Here is an 18,798-nt window from a genome sequence, read left to right as displayed (position 1 = left end):
ACACGCTTTTTATTCGTGATTAAAATCTAGTATGAATTCCCAGCAAGAGAACTATAATTGTATTCTCTACATAGAAGAACTGCAACTTCCGTATAAGTCATGCCAATTACCCTAAAAATCAGGCTACGGGCCACAGTTTCGCTGTGAGCGGAGCAAGGATTGCGTAGCGCGGCTTTTGTGTCAAGGAGGACACAACGGCCGAAAAGCGATATTGTGGCCCGCAGCCTTGCCCAAACAATAGGGTTTCAAATAACATTCATAATTCAAACGCTATAGAGACATATCCGCTTTTCTTAAACCAAAAAAGTCTACTTCGTAACAATCCTCAGTATATCCTGATACGTCACCGCGATCATCAGCGCAATGAGCAGCGCAAAGCCTGTCAGCTGAATCCAGCCTTTCTTTTCGATACTTAAAGGCTTACGCCGGATTCCTTCAAAAGTCATCACGGCCAGCTGACCGCCATCGAGCGCCGGCAGCGGCAGAATATTTAATACACCAAAGTTGATGCTGAGCACAGCAGCCAGGGTAAATAGCGATGACATGCCCTGTTTTACGCCTTCCCCGATGACCTGGGCAACACCAATCGGACCCGAAAGTTCAACCGGCGCCTTACCGGTAATCATATGAATCAGATAAAGGACGAGTTGTCTAGTAAACTCTACCGTCTGCAGAAAACCATATTGAATGGATTTCAGGACGGATACTTTCTGCATGGTATAAGAAGGCGCAATCCCGATCAATCCTTTTCCAAGCTCCTGATCATAGGCCGGGGTAATCTCAATCGTGACAATTTGTTTCGTATCCGCTTTTTCTACGGTAAACGACATCTTTTCTCCGGGGTTGGTGTGAATTTGCTGCGTTACAGAATTCCAGTCTGGAGTCTCTGTGCCATTGATCGCAATAATTCTGTCTCCGGCGGCAAGTCCCGCCGTGGCTGCCGGTTTACCCAGTGACACCTGACCGATTAGGTTCTGGTTATCGGCTACGGCTACGCCAAAAAAGGCAAAAGCAACCACAAAAAGCACCGCACCGAGGATGAAGTTCATGAGCGGTCCGGCCACAATGACGGCCATTCTCTTCCAGATTGACTTGCTTTCAAAACTTCGGGCCAACAGTTCCTCCCTACTGACCTGATCGCCTTCTTCCCCTTCTTCGACTTCTTCAACACTTAAGAATCTGCAAAATCCGCCCAGAGGCAGTATCCTGATGGAGTAAAGCGTTTCCTTACCCTGGAACCCAAAAAGCTTCGGCCCAATGCCAAAAGCAAATTCCAGCACTTTAATCCCCGATCTCTTGGCTACGATAAAATGCCCAAATTCATGTACGAATACCAAAACGCCGAATATTACGATAAAAGCAATTACCGTTTTCAATATTTCAAACAAACCATTCACCTCAACCCAGATTTATTTGTGATGCAGCATACTCCCTAGCCCATCTGTCCGCAGCCAGTACGGTATCCAAGTCCTTTATCTCCTGAACCTGATGGGCCTGACAAGTGCGTTCCACAAGTTCGTGCATCTCAAGATATTTTATGCGGCCTGCCAGGAAAGCATGTACACAGATTTCGTTGGCAGCATTCATGACAGCAGGAAGTGTCCCTCCCGTCTGACCGCAGGAACAAGCGAATTTCAAAAATGGGAAAGCAGCCAAATCGGGCTTCTCAAACGTTAAGCTCTTTCCGGCAAGCGAAAGTTCCGGCAAACGGTTTTCCCAGCGTTCGGGATAGGTCAGCGCATACTGAATCGGAATGCGCATATCCGGTATGCCAAGCTGGGCAAGAACAGTGCCGTCACGGAATTCAACCATCGAGTGAACAATGCTCTGAGGATGAACCAAGACATCAATTTGGTCATAATCTACGCCGAAAAGAAATTTTGCCTCAATAACTTCCAAACCTTTGTTCATCATGGTTGCCGAATCAATGGTGATCTTGGCGCCCATATTCCAGTTCGGATGTTTCAGCGCCATTACCGGTGTTACCTCAGCCAGCCTTTCCCTGCTCCATCCTCTGAAAGGGCCGCCTGAAGCAGTCAGAATGATTTTCTTAACTGCATTTTCGTTGCCGCTGAGACACTGGAACACAGCAGAGTGCTCACTGTCAACAGGAATGATGGAACAGCCGTTCCGTTCTGCTGTCTGCATTACAAGTTCCCCTGCGGCAACGAGCGTTTCTTTGTTGGCCAGCGCAATATTTTTTCCTGCGTTCAGTGCAGCCAGTGTAGGTTCAAGACCAATACTGCCGCTGACTGCGGTCACAACCGTGTCAACCTCTGCTGCAGTCGCTGCCTCAAGCAGTCCCTCCATACCTACCAGCACCTTAACAGGCAGGTCAACAACCTGTTGTTTCAGGTAAAGTGCTTTTTCTTCCTGCATCATTACGGCAATCCTCGGCCTGAACTCGCGGATCTGCTGTTCAAAAAGGTCGGCCCGAGAATTGGCCGACAAAGCATAGACAGCTAATTTTCCTTCCGAGTTTCTGACCACATCCAGTGTCTGCGTGCCAATTGAACCGGTGGAACCTAAGACCGAAATTATTTTCACTTTGATATCTCCAATTCAAATTTCAATCTAGCTTAATTCATCATGCTTAAGTTTTACTTAAAAATAGCGATGGTCTACCTAGTACATAATCTATCTAGGTTAGAGAATAGCTTTGCTACTCTCCCTTAAAAAAGCCGGCTTTCCTGACGGCTTCATACATGACGACCAGAGCGGGGCCGATGATCAGTCCTACTGCTCCGAAAAGATTCAATCCAATATACATGGACATCAGGGTGGCTAGCGGATGCAGCCCGATATTTTGAGACAAAATCTTTGGTTCCAGGGCCTGCCGGATCACTGTAGCGGCAAGGTAGATGACCAAGAGTTTGACTGCTGAGGCAATACTGCCGGTAAAAAGCAGCACCAGGATCCACGGGATAAATATGAGGGCCGGTCCGATAACCGGTATCAGATCGAGCAGGCCGGCCAGAATGCCAAGCGTAAAGGCATAGCTATTACCGATGATCAACAGTCCAATTGTGATCACAGCGAATGTGATGCAGACAAGAAAGGTCTGAGCTCTTAAGAATCCTACCAGTGCTGAACCAAGGTCTGCAGCAATTTGTCTGGTTCTGCCAAGATATTTCCCTTTTACCCTGCCAAACAGCCATTCCTTAACGGCCGGAAAACTCATGCTCGTCAGCAGTGTTGCTACAGTTGTAATCACAATCACAAACATCAAGCCCGGCAGCGCACCCAGAAAATTCAGCAAGCCAAGACTGCCGTTTTTAAGAATGACCTGGAGTGCCGCGAGTATTTTTTCCATATTGGACTGAATCGCACTGTTGATCTCAGGATTCAGCTGAATAAACTGCTGAACTAAGCCGATCTTTTCTGTCAGCATTGCCAAGGTCTGCTGATAAATCATCGGAAAAGCGGTATATAATTCGGCTAACTCGCGGTATATCCGGCTCCCGAACAAAACCAGCAGCAGCACAAATATAATTAAAACCAGGACAACTACAACCAAAGATGCGTAGGTTCTCTTGATTTTGAGCACATTAATCAGTTTTAATATAAGCGGTTCCAGCAGAAAAGAAATGATAAATGCCAAAATAAAGGGCAACAGAGCCGAGACCACTGTTCCAAGCGTTGAGCCAAAGACAGGGAAAAACTCGACGATCGTATAGGTAAAAAGTTTCAGGCCGAGTAATGCAGCTGCAATCATAACCAACCTGTTCAGATTCACCCTTAGGGAGTTCTTGGTCGTATCGTTCATGCTTATCCCACCAATCCTAGGTTAATAGAAAAAAACACCAATGGCAGCGCAAACAAAAAGCTGTCAAAGCGATCCAGGATACCGCCATGGCCTGGGATCAGCCTGCCGGAATCCTTCACCCCGGCAGTCCGTTTCAGTGCGGATTCAAAAAGATCACCGATCTGGGAGGCAATGCCGGTCAAGAGTGACAGGACAAGGATAGCCGGGAGCGTTGCTTGCTTGGTAATCAACCAGAAAACAAAACCGCAGGCTAAAGCCATCACCAGGCCGCCAACAGCCCCTTCGACTGTCTTGTTCGGGCTGACTTTCGGGGCAAGCTTTCTTTTGCCAAACGTATTGCCGACAAAAAAAGCTCCGGTATCTGTGAGCCAGACCAGTAAGAAAACAAGAAAACACCAAGAAACGCCAAATTCTCTTAAGGAGTAGAGATAGGTAAACAGAAAGACCGGATAAATCAGCGCCAGAAAATAATACGTTGAAGACGCTAAAGACTGATTTGGATAGCGCAGCGCATAACTTCCAAATGTCAGCATGAACCATATGATCGCCAGCGGCAGCATCCATTCCGTGCGGCCAAGAAGAAAAATAGCCAGCCACAAGATGCTGTACACGACCGCTGGCCATAACTTGTTTACTAAACCGGCTTTTTGTCCAATCTGCAAAAACTCTTTAAGTCCAAGTAAAGCGAGAATCACAACAGCAATGGACAAATACCATCCTCCGAGCCAAGTTAAAACCAATAAAAGGGGGGCTCCGATCAGAGCACTCAAGATTCTCTTAACCATTTTCTATCCCTCAACCTTCTTTTACGCCGCCAAACCTGCGTTCCCGGTTTTGAAAAATCCGAATCGTTTCAAATAATAATGCTCTGTTAAAATCCGGCCAGCATTCATTCACAATCACGATTTCTGAATAGGCGGCCTGCCAGAGCAGATAATTGCTTAAGCGCATTTCACCTGAAGTCCTGACAAGAAGCTCCGGATCAGGACAATCTTTCGTATACAAATGCTTTTCAAATATTTCCTCGGTAATTTGCTGAACATTCAACGCTCCGCTTTGGACCTCCTGCGCAACTTCCTTGACTGCTTTGAGGATTTCGATCCTGCTTCCGTAATTCAGAGCTACATTCAGCACTAATCCGGTATTGTTCTTTGTTTTTTCACAAGCCTCGTTATAAGCCTTCAGGACATCCTTCGGTATATCTTCTTCCTGCCCGAAAATGCATATCTTAACATTGTTCGCATGCAGCTCCGCAAGCTCTTTGCGGATATACTCCTTCAAGAGCGACATAAGAATCCCGATCTCCGACTGCGGCCTTTTCCAGTTCTCGGTCGAAAAAGCATATACGGTCAGATATTTGATTCCAAGCTCATCACTGCCCCTGACGACCTCCCGCAGTGCTTCTACTCCGGCCCGGTGACCGACAGAACGAGGCAATCCTTTCTGCTGGGCCCATCTTCCGTTTCCGTCCATAATGATTGCCAGATGTCGAGGGATTCTTTTCATATCAATGTTTTTCAGCTGAACATCTCCACTGTCTTTTTTCCACATTATCACAAGCATTCCTCTTTATATCTGTACTTAGTACCATGTCATGCATTTTAGAGCTGACAAGATACTGGAACGGCTGCGGAAAGACCCCCTGTTCCGTAGGGGGCCAAATAAAAAACTACCTTATAAATCTATCATGGATTAGAATAAATTTCAAATAACCATTGGTACAACTTATTCTGGCCACACGTAAATCTCCACAGGGAACAGCCTTTCCTACAGGGCTGGTTATCTCATAACAGAAATTCGCGCTTTCTTGTGTCAATTCCCCTTCAACGTCGTCCCACTTTTTTCCGAGCCAGCGCAACACGCTACACTTCCATAATTTCTTTTTCTTTTTTCTCGAGGATCTCGTCAATATCCTTCACAGTTTTATCGGTAAGTTTCTGCGCTTTTTCCTGTCCTTTTTTAGAATCGTCCTCAGAGACAGTTTTGTCCTTCTCGAGCTGTTTTATATCATCAATAAGCTCCCGTCTGATATTCCGGACAGCAACCTTAGCATCTTCCGCTTTCTTCTTAACCGTCTTGACAATCTCTGCACGGCGTTCCGCTGTCAATTGCGGAATATTTAGCCTGATGACCATGCCGTCATTCGAAGGCGTAAGTCCAAGATCGGATTTAAGAATCGCCTTCTCAATATCCTTAATCGAAGATTTATCCCAGGGCTGAATGGTGATCATCCGTGGGTCAGGAACTGAGACATTGGCCAGCTGGTTAATCGGGGTAGGAGTCCCGTAATAATCAACAGAAACTTTGTCCAGAACTGCCGGATTCGCCCTTCCTGCCCTGACAGATGCGAGGTCCTTCTTGAGTACCTCCTCTGTTTTATGCATTTTTTCTTCAGCGTCATTCAGAAAATCATTGAGCATTTTTCGTTACCTCCCTACATAGGTACCTATCGGTTCTCCCTTAAGTGCTTTAATAATATTGCCATTTTCTTTCAAGTTAAAAACAATGATTGGAATGTCATTGTCCATACACAACGAAGTTGCTGTCGAGTCCATCACACCCAGCCCTTTGCTGAGCACATCAAGATAGGTCAGTCTTTCAAATTTTTTGGCATCAGGATTCTTCATCGGATCACTGTCAAATACGCCGTCAACCTGTTTGGCCATTAAAATAACGTCTGCTTCAATCTCCGCAGCCCGCAAAGCCGCCGTCGTATCTGTCGAAAAATAGGGATTGCCTGTCCCTGCTGCAAAAATGATAATACGGCCCTTTTCCATATGGCGGATCGCTCTTCTTCTGATATAAGGTTCTGCTACCTGCCTCATCTCAATCGCCGACAATACTCTCGTGACAATATTGTGTTGTTCCAGAACATCCTGCAGCGCTAGGGCATTCATTACAGTAGCGAGCATTCCCATATAATCAGCAGTTGTCCGGTCTATTCCCTGAGAACTCCCGGCGATGCCCCGCCAAATATTTCCTCCGCCAACGACCAGTGCCATTTCCACACCAAGCTTCTGAACTTCAGAAATCTGTCTGGCAACAGACTCCAGCATGCTGTGCGCAATTCCAAAACCCTGCTCCCCGGCAAGTGCTTCTCCGCTTAGTTTCAACACTATGCGGCGGTAACGTGCATCTGTCATAAACGAACCTCCGTACTTAGTTTATTTCTACACCAAAGATAAAAATCCTCTTGTCCGCTGCACTTAGATATAATAGAAAGCAATGAACCTTTCTGATCCCCCTAAAAAAGAGAACACCGAAGTGTTCTCTTATCGATTTATTTCTTTCATGACTTCATCGGCAAAATTATCCTGGCGCTTTTCAATTCCTTCACCCAACTCATAGCGGGTAAATCTGCGAATAGCTATTTTCTCACCGATCTTGGCAATCTTAGCCATGATCAGGTCTTTGACTAAAACATCGGGGTCCTTGATAAAAGGCTGTTCTACAAGACAAACTTCCTTATAGAACTTCTCTATGCGACCGTCAACCATCTTGTCGACGATTTTTTCCGGTTTCCCTTCATTCAATGCCTGAGCCCTAAATATTTCTTTTTCATGGGCAACAACGTCAGCCGGAACATCTTCTTTATTGACATAAAGCGGTTTAGCTGCGGCGATCTGCATCGCAATATCCTTAGTCAGCTGCTTAAATTCATCTCCACGGGACACAAAGTCGGTTTCGCAGTTTAATTCGAGCAAAACACCAATTCTACCGCCCCCATGAATGTAGGCTTCTACAGTCCCTTCGGCAGCAATTCGTCCTTCTTTTTTCGCAGCAGCAGCCAGCCCTTTTTCTCTTAAGAAATCTATCGCTTTGTCCATATCGGCATTACATTCGGTCAATGCCTTTTTGCAGTCCATCATTCCGGCTCCGGTTCTTTCCCTGAGTTCTTTCACCTGAGAAGAAGTAACTTCAGCCATACGGTAACCCTCCTTTATTGAATACTTCACGACACATATAAAAACAGGGTAAGTCATGAAGAACATACCCCAATCTCACCCTGTTTTATTAACTATTCTTCGTCTTCGGTTTGATTGCTCTCTTCAACTTCTTCGGTATTGTCAAGACTTCCCTGTTGTCCTTCGATGATGGCATCAGCCATTTTCGCGGTGAGCAGTTTTACAGCCCGGATCGCGTCATCATTGGCAGGAATCACAACATCGATCTCGTCAGGATCACAGTTGGTATCGACAATTCCTACGATCGGAATATTTAATCTTCTTGCCTCAGCAACGGCAATTCTTTCTTTGCGCGGATCAACGATGAATAAAACATCAGGAAGTTTTTTCATGTTTTTGATGCCGCCAAGGAATCTTTCCAGCTTACCCATTTCATGGCGCAGCGCAGCGACTTCCTTCTTAGGAAGAACTTCAAAAACGCCTTCTGCTTCCATTCTTTCGAGCTGATGCAGTCTCTGAACTCTCTTTTGAATCGTCTGGAAGTTCGTCAGCATTCCGCCGAGCCAGCGCTCGTTAACGAAATACATGCCGCAACGTTCAGCTTCTTCTTTCACAGATTCCTGAGCCTGCTTTTTTGTACCTACAAACAGCACAGTTCCGCCGTTTACTGCGGCATCCCGGATAAAATTGAAGGCCTCGTCAACTTTTTTAACGGTTTTCTGAAGGTCAATGATATAGATACCATTTCTCTCCGTAAAAATGTAACGAGCCATTTTAGGATTCCAGCGGCGGGTCTGGTGCCCGAAGTGTACACCGGCTTCTAAGAGTTGCTTCATAGAAATTACAGCCATTGTGTTACACCTCCTCTCTTCATTTGTTTTTTTCCTCCGCAGGTTCATTCCTGGTACCCTTTGCTTGCGCAAAGAACCTGTACGCTAAGTCCCACTGCGTGTGTACTCCAAAAAATCACACTGCGAATAGAATATCATACCCTACTCCCGAATGCAACTTTAATTAATCCCGTAATGGGCGGCCAGATTGGACCGGATATTATGAGAGATGATAAACTCCTCTAAATCTGTAAGCAGTTCATTATAGGGGAAATAAAGATCAGTAAGGTAATATACTTTATTATTCCCGGCTTTAAGCAGCACAATTTCTTCATTGTTTTTGGTCCAAAAGAATGAGGCTTTACGGATATCTTTCGGTTCAAATGTCTTTTTTCGGAACAAGGACCGGAAGATGATCGCCTGATCATCAATAACAATCCGTTTCGTTTTCGCCGTCAACCAGATCAACAGGATCAAGAGAATCGAAACTGCATAAATTCCGGAAAGGATCAGCAAATAAAGCTCTGGCAAGGTATACAAAAACAGTATCCCTCCGATCAGCAACGGATATAGGATGATATATAGCACTCCCGGAATTACCAAAGGTTTCATGCGGTAACCATATTCTTGCGCATCCATAATCATTTACCCTTCTCTTTAACGATGCCGTTTAATGTACTTATCCAGCTCGTCCAGCAGATAGTCATTCAGAACCTTGATATACGTGCCTTTCATTCCGAGAGACTTTGATTCAATCACGCCTGCTGATTCAAACTTGCGCAGCGCGTTGACAATTACCGAACGGGTAATGCCAACCCTGTCGGCAATTTTGCTGGCTACCAGCAGCCCCTCGCCACCGCCCAGTTCAGCAAAAATATGCTCAACTGCCTCGAGTTCCGAGTAAGACAGTGTTCCCACCGCAATTTGGACTGCAGCTTTCTTGCGTGCTTCTTCCTCTGCATACTCAGCCTTGACCCGTAGGATTTCCATACCAATCACGGTAGCGCCATATTCAGCAAGGATCAGATCCTCCGGCCGGAACTGCTCGCCAAACTTGGCCAGAACGAGCGTCCCAACCCTATCGCCACCTCCAAGGATAGGCACAACCGTTGTCATCTTATTGCCGAAAACACACTCATGATGTTTGCTGAATACACAGGCATTCGCAACTTGCGTTGTGTTTGCTTTTGTTTCTGTTGTTTTTAGCAGACCTTCATTGTAGCTTTCCGGAAATCTTTCCGTATGAAGAACGATTTGTTCCATTTCCCCGCAGTGGAAATCTCCTATGAAGCTATAGCTCAGAATTTTTCCTCTGCGTCCGACAATATAACAGTTGGCAGCGATCTCCTGACTCAGTACCTTGGCCATCTCGGCAAAATCCACAGGTTTTCCGGCAGCACGCTGAATGAGTCCGCTAATTTTCCTGGTCTTTTCTAGTAAAATTTCCACAGGTTACCCCCCTTATTCTTGGTACTTAGAACTCAAAAACTTGAACTATATGGATGTTAATAATTTTGAAACAAATACGATTTTTAAAGAATATAATTTGACAGATCCTGATTCTTCGCAACATCGCCGACCCGTTTCTGGATATACTCCCGGTTAATGGTGATGGAATAATCCTCCGGCAGTTCTGAAGCTTCGAACGAAAGCTCCTCCAAGACTTTTTCGACGATGGTATGCAGTCTCCGTGCCCCGATATTTTCCGTGTAAGCGTTGACATTGTAAGCGATCTGGGCTATTTCTTCAATCGCATTCTCGGAAAAAATGACGTCTATGCCCTCTGTAGAGAGCAGTGCGCCATACTGTTTAATCAGTGAAGCCTGCGGTTCAATCAGAATCCGTTTAAAATCTGCAACACTCAACGATTCCAGCTCGACACGGATCGGCAGTCTTCCCTGGAGTTCCGGTATCAGATCGGAAGGTTTCGCTACGTGGAAAGCGCCTGCAGCAATAAACAGAATATGATCCGTACGGACAGGACCGTACTTGGTCATTACGGTGGATCCTTCAATCAGCGGCAGAATATCTCGCTGAACCCCACCGCGGGAAACATCAGGACCGCCTGAAGATTCCTTGCCGGCAATCTTATCAATTTCGTCGATAAAAACAATGCCTTCCTGCTCTGTCCGACGAATGGCTTCCTGCACCGCCTCATCTTGGTCAATCAGATTCTGAGCCTCTTCCTGAGCTAGAATTCTGCGGGCTTCTTTGACTGTTACTTTGCGTTTTTTGCGTTTCTTCGGAAACATTCCGGCCATCATGTCCTGAATGTTGACGCCGAGCTCCATGCCTGAAGCACCAAGCATATCCGTATATTGAGAACTTTCTTCAACTTCGATCTCAAGGGTATGCTCCTCGAGCTCTCCTTTTTGAAGCTTTTCTTTGAGGAATTCCCTGTCTTTTTCTACTTCCGGAGAAGCAGGGCTTTCTTTTTCCGGTTCATTATCCTGGTTGAATAAATACTGAAATGGATTAATATTGGATGATTCTTTCTTTTTGCCCGGGACAAGTATTGTTAAAAGACGTTTCTCCGCGTTCACCTCAGCCTGAGCTTCAACTTCTTGCATTTTTTCGCTTTTGACCATGCGTAAAGCGATCTCGGTCAAATCCCGGATAATCGATTCAACGTCCCTGCCGACATAGCCGACTTCGGTAAACTTCGTGGCTTCCACTTTGGTAAACGGAGCCTTGACGAGCTTAGCCAGGCGCCGGGCAATCTCTGTCTTGCCCACCCCCGTAGGCCCGATCATTAAAATATTCTTCGGAAGAACATCCTCCTGCAGGGCTGCAGGCAGAAGCGAGCGGCGGTATCTGTTGCGCAGGGCAATGGCTACGGCTCTTTTGGCCTGTTTTTGCCCAACGATATATTTATCCAGTTCGGCGACGATTTCCTTTGGTGTAAGCTGTTCCATCAGTCCACGTCCTCCAGTTCTTCCACGACAATATTTTCATTGGTATAAACACAAATAGAGGCAGCCACTTTCATGGCTTCCCTGACAAGCTCTCCCGCGTTAAGATCCGTATGTGTATTCAGGGCGCGCGCCGCAGCCAGCGCGTAATTCCCGCCTGATCCAATCGCGGCAATACCGTCGTCAGGCTCAATGACTTCCCCTGAGCCGGAAATCAGCAAAATCGTATTTTTATCGGCCACGATCAGCAATGCCTCAAGGTTTCTGAGCATCCTGTCCGTCCGCCATTCTTTGGCCAACTCCACAGACGCTCTCTGCAAATTGCCGTGATATTCCTCGAGCTTTCCTTCGAATTTTTCGAAAAGCGTAAAAGCATCGGCCACAGAACCAGCAAATCCCGCCAAGACTTTTCCTTGATACAAACGGCGAATCTTACGGGCCGTATGCTTCATCACTGTCGCTTGTCCCATGGTAACCTGGCCGTCACCTGCAATAGCCACTTTTGATTCCTTTTTGATTGCGATAATCGTCGTTGCATGAAACATGAATATGTTCCCCCTCAATTTGCAGTGTACTTATTATTTTCTGAAGAGTCAAGGGTAATTTTCAAAAATGCAGTAGCTTTTATGAATATTCTAAATATTACTTCATTTTGCTCTCGGATGAGCTTTCAGGTAGACGCTCCGAAGTTTTTCCCTGGACAGGTGCGTGTAAATCTGGGTTGAAGACAATTTTTTATGCCCCAGCAGCTCCTGAACACTTCTTAAATCCGCGCCGCCCTCCAGCAGGTGCGTTGCAAATGTATGACGGAGCATATGCGGATGAACATGCTGATTAAGCTTAGCGGTTTTCTCCAGTTTGTCCAGGATCCGGCGCACTGAGCGCGAACTTAGCCGCATATCTTTGTAGTTTAAAATCAGCGCTTCCTGTTGATCATCCCGCTGCAGTAGGTATCTTTTGATTGCCTCTTCCGCCGGTTCCGTCAAAGGAACGATCCGCTCCTTTTTCCCTTTCCCGAACACCCTGATCAGGCTGCCATCAAGATCCACATCCGGTTTATTCAAGTTGACAAGCTCGCTTACTCTAAGTCCTGAACCATAAAGCAGTTCGACAATCACCTGGTCGCGCAGTCCGTTCTTTTCATCCTGATTTGAAGCTTCCAGAAGCTTTTCCATATGCTCCTGGAAAAGAAAACGCGGGAGATTTTTGCCGACTTTGGGCGTTGCAATTTTCTGTACAGGGTTCTGGCTGACAATTTCTTCACGGCAGAGAAATTTAAAAAAAGAACGCATTGCAGCGATTTTTCGAGCAATGCTTTTTCTTTTCAGTTCCCTTTCCGTCATCTGACCAATGTAACTGCGGACAATATATTTATCAATCTGGTTAACTTCAAGACTTTCGGTTTCAATTCCGAGTTCATGGGCAGAGAATTCCATGAACTGAATGATATCACTCTGATAAGCGGCAAGCGTCAGTTCGGAGGAATTTCTGGTTTTGAGGTAAGCGGAGAACAAATCAAGGGCCTTATCTGCCAGCACCTGTTTCACCACCCGTATTTATAATGTAGTAGACCGTTTTATAATGTAGTAGACCGTAAAGCCTATGGTTCGGGTTAGTCTCCGTAATGGATGACCGCTTTCGGCTGTTGTGCCATCCATGGCACAAAAAGCCGCGCTGCGCAATCCATGCTCCGCTTGACGCTGGACATCCATTACGGAGACTTGTCTGGAGTAGTATAAGCTTTTTTGGAGTTAGCGTTATTCTGAAACCCTATTCTAGAGTTGTTTTTCTTCGATGAATCTTTCCAGCTCGTGCAGCGCCCTTGCCGATAACCTTGCGTTTTTTTCCCGTTTTCCTTTGATTCGTTCTCCAAGAGGAGTGATTAGACCAAAGTTCATATTCATCGGCTGAAAATGAACACTGGGTGAGCCTTCTAAATGGCGGGCGAGTCCGCCAAGCGCTGTTTCAGGCGGGAAGACAAGCGTATCCTGTCCATTCAGCAGGCGGGCCATATTCAATCCGGCTAAAAGCCCGCTGGCTGCTGATTCGACATAGCCTTCCACACCTGTAATCTGACCGGCAAAAAACAGATCCGGTTTCACCCGGCAGCTAAAATCAGCATTTAGGACTTCAGGCGCATTCAGGAACGAATTCCTGTGCATGACGCCGTAACGTACGAACTCAGCGTGTTCTAAGCCTGGTATCAGCCTGAACACGCGTTTTTGTTCGCTCCACTTTAAATGCGTCTGGAAGCCAACTAAATTCAAAAGGCTTCCCTGGATATTTTCTTTCCGCAGCTGAACAACAGCAAACGGTTTTTTACCGGTATGCGGGTTCATAATCCCGACAGGTTTTAACGGCCCGAACGCCATCGTCATGGGCCCGCGCTGAGCCATGACCTCGATCGGCATACAACCTTCAAACACCAGATTTTTTTCAAAACCCTGAACCTCGGCAGCTTCGGCTTGAATCAGGGCCTCATAAAAAGTTTCATACGCTTCTTTGCTGAGCGGGCAATTCAGATAATCCGCCTCGCCTTTGTCATAGCGGGATGCCCAAAAAGCTTTGGACAGATCAACGGTCCCAAGATCGACAATCGGTGCCGCCGCATCAAAGAAAGACAACGCCTCTTTCCCGGTCAGTCGCAGAATATCCGCAGCAAGTTCATCCGTTGTCAGCGGCCCTGTGGCAATGATCACTTTTTCGTCCGCCGGAATCGCTTTCACTTCCTCGCGGATGATATTAATATTCGGATGACCGGAGATCTTATCGGTAACCATTTGCGCAAAAAGATTCCTGTCAACAGCTAAAGCCCCTCCGGCCGGTACAGAAGTCTGGTCTGCTGCCGCCATGATCAGCGAATTCAGACGCCTCATTTCTTCCTTGAGCAGCCCGACAGCATTTTCAAGGCCGGCAGCCCTCAGCGAATTGCTGCAGACCAGCTCGGCAAATTGTTCCGTTTGATGAACCGGTGTGTTTTTCAGCGGACGCATTTCATAAAGATCGACGTCAATCCCGCGCTGGGCCATCTGCCAGGCAGCTTCGGGCCCCGCAAGGCCCGCGCCAATGATTGTCGCTTTTGCCATAGTACCCATCCTAGTCGTGTAGTATCGTTCTTAGATTCTATTTTTATTCTGTTTCCTTGATTTCTTCGGTAAACCTGCAGTCATGATTGGTGCAGACATATTTTTTGTTTTTTCTGGTACTTTTCTCGGTCATTACCCCGCCGCACTCCGGACAAGGGTGAGGTGCCGGTTTCTCCCAGGAAATAAAATCACAGTCCGGGTATTTGCTGCAGCCGTAAAACTTACGTCCTTTTTTCGATCTCCTGACGACAAGTTTTTCTCCGCATTTCGGGCAGTTCACGCCGATTTCCTCGAGTAAAGGTCGCGCATTCCGGCAGTCAGGAAAACCAGGGCAAGCCAAAAACTTTCCGAACCGTCCCATCTTGATGACCATATTCCTGCCGCAAAGTTCACAGACCTCATCTGAAACTTCATCCTCAACTTTGATTTTGCCGATCTTCTGCTCAGCTTTATCAAGTGTCTCGGCAAACGGGCCGTAAAATTCTCCGACAATTTTCTTCCAATCCGATTTTCCGTCTTCGATATCGTCAAGTTTCTCCTCCATGTTGGCTGTAAACTCCTGGTCGACAATATCCGGAAAATGCTCTTTCAGCAAGTTAATCACAATTTCACCTAGTTCGGTTGGAACAAGTTTCTTGTCTTCCTTTGCTACATAGCCCCTCGTTTGAATCGTTTCAATCGTCGGCGCATACGTACTCGGACGCCCGATCCCCTCTTCCTCCATTTTTCGGACCAAGGTTGCCTCAGTAAAACGCGCCGGGGGTTCGGTGAAATGCTGCTTCTCCTGAAGCTGCCTTAACTGCAGCTTCTGCCCGATGGCGAGATCTCCTTTCAAGCAGTTTTCCTCATTATCCAGTTTTTCCGGTTCATCGGTGCTTTCTTCATAGACAGTGAGATATCCCGGAAACTTCACGGCTGAAGCATTGGCTCTTAAAAGGTAATCACCGGCCAGAACGTCTACGGTAATCGTATCATAAACCGCCGCACTCATCTGACTGGCGACAAAACGGTCCCAGATCAGCCGGTAAAGCTTGAACTGCTCTCGTCCGAGAAAGCCTTTGACGGATTCAGGCGTTCTGAGAGCGGATGTCGGTCTGATTGCCTCGTGCGCTTCCTGGGTCCGGCCTTTGCTGGCAAATTTCCTCGGCTCCTCGGGATAATAGGTTTCGCCGTAAGTCTCGATGATAAAACCTTTGGCCTCTTCCTGTGCAGTGTCGGCGATCCGGACAGAGTCCGTACGCATATACGAAATTAATCCGACCGTACCGGTCTTCCCGAGATCAAGTCCTTCATAGAGCTGCTGGGCCAGCATCATCGTCTTTTTAGGTGTAAAGTTTAATTTGCGGTAGGCCTCCTGCTGAAGACTGCTGGTCGTAAAAGGAGGTGCCGGCTGTTTTCGTTTTTCCTTCGTTTTCACCTCTCCGACCGTGAATGCGGCCGCCCGGAGTTCCTGCAATACTTCTTCCATCTGCTCGCGGCTCGAAATTGTCATCTTTTTGCCCTGCTTATGAAGCAGTTTGGCAACAAAACTGCCGCCCCGACACAAAAAATCCGCATCCAGAGTCCAGTACTCTTCCGGTTCAAAGTTGCGGATTTCTTCTTCTCTGTCACAGATCATTCTGACCGCAACAGATTGAACACGTCCGGCACTTAAACCTTTTTTAACTTTCCGCCACAGAAGCGGGCTTAATTTGTAGCCCACCAGTCTGTCCAAAACCCTGCGCGCCTGCTGGGCATCTACGAGATGTATATCCAGTTTACGGGGATTCTTTACGGCATTTTGAATCGTTGGTTTTGTTATTTCATGAAATTCGATCCTGCTCAACTCTTCGGGATTCAGACCGAGCAAGTGCGTCAAGTGCCAGGCAATCGCTTCACCTTCCCTGTCGGGGTCGGACGCCAGCAAAACACGATCGGCAGTTTTAGCTGCAGCTTTAAGCTCTTTGACCAAATCGCCGCGTCCTCTGATTGCAATGTATTTCGGCTCATAATTATGATCGACATCAACCCCGATCTGGCTCTTTGGCAAATCCCGCAAATGCCCCATGGAAGCTTTGACCGTATAATTCTTAGACAAGAATTTGCTGATAGATTTTGCCTTGGCCGGGGATTCAACGATAACCAAAGTTTTCGACATGCTTCACCTCATGATTTCTCTCAATGTAATTCTATTGTATCTATATTGTTTAAAATTTGATTAATATTACGAATTTATCTTCCTTAATCCTATGCATCGTTTCTGATTTAACCCTTAAAAAAAATAGCAACACAAATTATACCATTTATTTTCAAAACCACAATGGTAAAACAAAATATTATAAAAATGAATAGCATTTTTAACGTTGAAGGACATAATGCTGGCCTGGCAGCTGCAAAATCTCTCCGGCAAGCTGGAGCTCCAGCAGTCCCAGTGCAATGTCCTGAGCCGGAAGCCGGCATAAGACAGCCAACCGGTCAATATGCAGCGGGACATCGCTTAAGCACCCCAGGATTTCAGCCCATTTCGATTCTGTTTGCATCATTCCCTTAGACCTTACCCGAGTCATTCCTTCTAGACATGCTGGAACTTCTGCTAGCCTGCTTTCGGGTGTGAACGGAGCCAGTTCGCTCAGTACATCCCTCATGTCCTCCGTTACTTTTGCGCCCATCCGCAGCAGCTGATGTGTTCCCCGGCTTAGCTCGCTGAAGATCGGACCTGGAACAGCGTACACCTCCCGTCCCTGTTCCAGGGCACAGTCAGCTGTAATCAGCGCGCCACTTTTTTCAGCTGCTTCGACCACAATGACGCCGCGGGACGAACCGCTGATCAGCCTGTTCCTGGCCGGAAACTGTCCTGGCTCGGGCGGAATACCCGGTGGATACTCACTTAATAGTGCGCCTTTTTCAATGATGGAATTTGCGAGCTTCGTATTTTCGTGTGGATAGATCGTATCGAGTCCTCCGGCCATAAAGGCCCACGTGATTCCACCAGCTTCAAGCGCCCCTTGATGCGCCGCCGTGTCAATGCCTCGGGCCAGACCACTGACCACAGCATAACCTTCTCCGGCAATCCCGCCGGCTAAAAAAGATGCCGCCGCTTTGCCATAGGATGAAGCCTTTCTCGCACCCACTACCGCTATTCCCTCCTGCTGAGCCTGAAGCACACCTTTGTAAAACAACACGGCAGGCGCATCCGGACACTCGGCCAGTAAATATGGGTACGCTGACTCTCCCGGCATAACCAAGGATATACCTTCCCTCCGAAGTCTTTCCTGAAACGCTCCAGGATCAAGTTCTGCTCTGTGCTGCAGAAATTCTTGCACCCAAACGAGATGGACTAACTCGGAAAAAGCACCGGCAGGCGCTTCCAGAGCTTCAGCAGCACTCCCAAAATAGGCTATCAGCTGACGCAGTCTTTGACTACCTATCCCTGAAATGGTCAAAATACTTGCTCGAAAGATTTTTTCCTGAATTATCCTCATCATGATCCCTCCAACAACAGCGATTCTACATATTCCATATTTTTCCTGCCTAAAGCATTCATTTTGTATCATTTTGTCCATCCAGGATATCAACGAGGGTAAGTTGGCCGCTCATGATTTATCTGGGATGTTTGGGAATGAAGAGAACGAAGAAAGGGGCAGCGCCTTAAGAACTGGGTACAGTTCAAAAGGCGCCTCCTTTTCTATGGGTAAATTGCTTACGCTACCGGTGGATCGTATAGATCGTTAGTAGTCATGTCAATCACCCGTATATCCCGTATCGCGGCCAGTTCACCGCTGGAGCTGTTAATTATATTTTTAGCTATAACCGTTTCCATCACGGTTTGGGCCTCAGCCAGCGTCAGGTTCTCCCTCGGCTGGGGGACGGAAATAATGAAGGATTTGCCGCCGGTGGTAAGAAACGTTAGCTTTAACACCTTGCTTGTAATAATCGCGATTTCAATCACCTCCTAAAGATTTGCCTTGACAATCGCCTTGGCATTCACACTTTAGCTAGCTAGTCTTTCAGATAGATTTCCCGCTGCTTATTCATTCGTAAGCTCCCAGTTTTTGCTGAGCACAACATTCAGCAGCGGATACTGGCTCAGACTGGATAGAGCCGCTACAACATCATAGATGTCTTGACTCGTGGCAGTAGGCTTCACATAATTCAGGCTTTTCTTCTGGGTCACCGGGCCGCCTGCCGGCAAAGTCCCGGTTTGGTATTTTGTTGACACGATCGAATCCAACGTTATTTCTGTCACTGCCATGGTTCATCCCTCCCTTCAACAGTATGATAAGCCGGGCTTGTTCGTTCCCGACCTTATATACTATGAGA

General features: G+C 46.9%; 19 protein-coding genes. All 19 read right to left on the bottom strand.

The genetic code is table 11. The features are described 5' to 3' along the window. Nucleotides 1-308 precede the first annotated feature (308 nt). The 19 genes from rseP to A7D23_RS00525 all read right to left on the bottom strand — a co-directional run bounded on the left by rseP (nucleotide 309) and on the right by A7D23_RS00525 (nucleotide 18,730). Complete coding sequence (rseP, locus tag A7D23_RS00620; protein ID WP_242871478.1) at nucleotides 309-1,397, bottom strand: RIP metalloprotease RseP; 1,089 nt, start codon at nucleotides 1,395-1,397, stop codon at nucleotides 309-311. A gap of 1 nt (nucleotide 1,398) precedes the next feature. Beyond that, entirely contained in the window at nucleotides 1,399-2,547 is a 1,149-nt protein-coding gene (locus A7D23_RS00615; RefSeq protein ID WP_068882888.1) for a 1-deoxy-D-xylulose-5-phosphate reductoisomerase, read from the bottom strand. A gap of 115 nt (nucleotides 2,548-2,662) precedes the next feature. Continuing rightward, nucleotides 2,663-3,766 carry a sporulation integral membrane protein YtvI gene (ytvI, locus tag A7D23_RS00610; protein ID WP_025205403.1) on the bottom strand — a complete coding sequence of 368 codons (1,104 nt, stop codon included), beginning with the start codon at nucleotides 3,764-3,766 and terminating at the stop codon, nucleotides 2,663-2,665. 2 nt (nucleotides 3,767-3,768) lie between these two features. Next, nucleotides 3,769-4,551, bottom strand: a complete 783-nt coding sequence (locus tag A7D23_RS00605; RefSeq protein ID WP_025205402.1) for a phosphatidate cytidylyltransferase — start codon at nucleotides 4,549-4,551, stop codon at nucleotides 3,769-3,771. Nucleotides 4,552-4,561: 10 nt separating this feature from the next. After that, complete coding sequence (locus A7D23_RS00600) at nucleotides 4,562-5,323, bottom strand: isoprenyl transferase (RefSeq protein WP_025205400.1); 762 nt, start codon at nucleotides 5,321-5,323, stop codon at nucleotides 4,562-4,564. A gap of 305 nt (nucleotides 5,324-5,628) precedes the next feature. Further along, complete coding sequence (gene frr / locus A7D23_RS00590; RefSeq protein ID WP_025205398.1) at nucleotides 5,629-6,186, bottom strand: ribosome recycling factor; 558 nt, start codon at nucleotides 6,184-6,186, stop codon at nucleotides 5,629-5,631. Between the two features lie 6 nt (nucleotides 6,187-6,192). Next, nucleotides 6,193-6,909, bottom strand: coding sequence for a UMP kinase (pyrH, locus tag A7D23_RS00585; protein WP_025205397.1), 717 nt, complete (start codon nucleotides 6,907-6,909; stop codon nucleotides 6,193-6,195). 129 nt (nucleotides 6,910-7,038) lie between these two features. Continuing rightward, on the bottom strand, nucleotides 7,039-7,692 hold the full coding sequence (gene tsf, locus A7D23_RS00580; RefSeq protein WP_025205395.1) for a translation elongation factor Ts: 654 nt from the start codon (nucleotides 7,690-7,692) through the stop codon (nucleotides 7,039-7,041). Nucleotides 7,693-7,784: 92 nt separating this feature from the next. Continuing rightward, a complete protein-coding gene (rpsB, locus tag A7D23_RS00575; protein ID WP_015044137.1) occupies nucleotides 7,785-8,522 on the bottom strand; it encodes a 30S ribosomal protein S2 in 738 nt (245 codons plus the stop codon). Between the two features lie 159 nt (nucleotides 8,523-8,681). Then, on the bottom strand, nucleotides 8,682-9,140 hold the full coding sequence (locus A7D23_RS00570) for a hypothetical protein (protein ID WP_242871477.1): 459 nt from the start codon (nucleotides 9,138-9,140) through the stop codon (nucleotides 8,682-8,684). Nucleotides 9,141-9,158: 18 nt separating this feature from the next. Beyond that, nucleotides 9,159-9,950, bottom strand: a complete 792-nt coding sequence (gene codY / locus A7D23_RS00565; RefSeq protein WP_019225606.1) for a GTP-sensing pleiotropic transcriptional regulator CodY — start codon at nucleotides 9,948-9,950, stop codon at nucleotides 9,159-9,161. 83 nt (nucleotides 9,951-10,033) lie between these two features. After that, nucleotides 10,034-11,416 carry an ATP-dependent protease ATPase subunit HslU gene (hslU, locus tag A7D23_RS00560; protein ID WP_025205392.1) on the bottom strand — a complete coding sequence of 461 codons (1,383 nt, stop codon included), beginning with the start codon at nucleotides 11,414-11,416 and terminating at the stop codon, nucleotides 10,034-10,036. Next, entirely contained in the window at nucleotides 11,416-11,958 is a 543-nt protein-coding gene (gene hslV, locus A7D23_RS00555; protein ID WP_019225608.1) for an ATP-dependent protease subunit HslV, read from the bottom strand. Before hslV ends, hslU begins: the two co-directional genes overlap by 1 nt. 102 nt (nucleotides 11,959-12,060) lie before the next feature. Next, on the bottom strand, nucleotides 12,061-12,951 hold the full coding sequence (gene xerC, locus A7D23_RS00550) for a tyrosine recombinase XerC (protein WP_019225609.1): 891 nt from the start codon (nucleotides 12,949-12,951) through the stop codon (nucleotides 12,061-12,063). A 237-nt stretch (nucleotides 12,952-13,188) separates the two neighbouring features. Beyond that, complete coding sequence (gene trmFO, locus A7D23_RS00545; RefSeq protein ID WP_068882886.1) at nucleotides 13,189-14,499, bottom strand: methylenetetrahydrofolate--tRNA-(uracil(54)-C(5))-methyltransferase (FADH(2)-oxidizing) TrmFO; 1,311 nt, start codon at nucleotides 14,497-14,499, stop codon at nucleotides 13,189-13,191. A gap of 43 nt (nucleotides 14,500-14,542) precedes the next feature. Then, nucleotides 14,543-16,636: a type I DNA topoisomerase gene (gene topA, locus A7D23_RS00540; protein ID WP_019225611.1), complete on the bottom strand. Its 2,094-nt coding sequence runs from the start codon at nucleotides 16,634-16,636 to the stop codon at nucleotides 14,543-14,545. 199 nt (nucleotides 16,637-16,835) lie between these two features. Continuing rightward, entirely contained in the window at nucleotides 16,836-17,963 is a 1,128-nt protein-coding gene (gene dprA / locus A7D23_RS00535) for a DNA-processing protein DprA (protein ID WP_019225612.1), read from the bottom strand. A 215-nt stretch (nucleotides 17,964-18,178) separates the two neighbouring features. Continuing rightward, the gene (locus tag A7D23_RS00530) at nucleotides 18,179-18,427 is read right to left on the bottom strand and encodes a DUF2922 domain-containing protein (protein ID WP_019225613.1); all 249 of its coding nucleotides are present in this window, start codon (nucleotides 18,425-18,427) and stop codon (nucleotides 18,179-18,181) included. Nucleotides 18,428-18,505: 78 nt separating this feature from the next. Further along, nucleotides 18,506-18,730 (bottom strand): DUF1659 domain-containing protein, encoded by a 225-nt coding sequence (locus A7D23_RS00525; RefSeq protein WP_019225614.1) that lies wholly within the window; start codon nucleotides 18,728-18,730, stop codon nucleotides 18,506-18,508. Between the last annotated feature and the right edge of the window lie 68 nt (nucleotides 18,731-18,798).

This window comes from Dehalobacter sp. TeCB1, assembly GCF_001707455.1.
GTDB lineage: Bacteria > Bacillota > Desulfitobacteriia > Desulfitobacteriales > Syntrophobotulaceae > Dehalobacter > Dehalobacter restrictus.
Note: the sequence above shows the minus strand (reverse complement) of the source record. Positions and strands in the feature narration are given on the sequence as shown.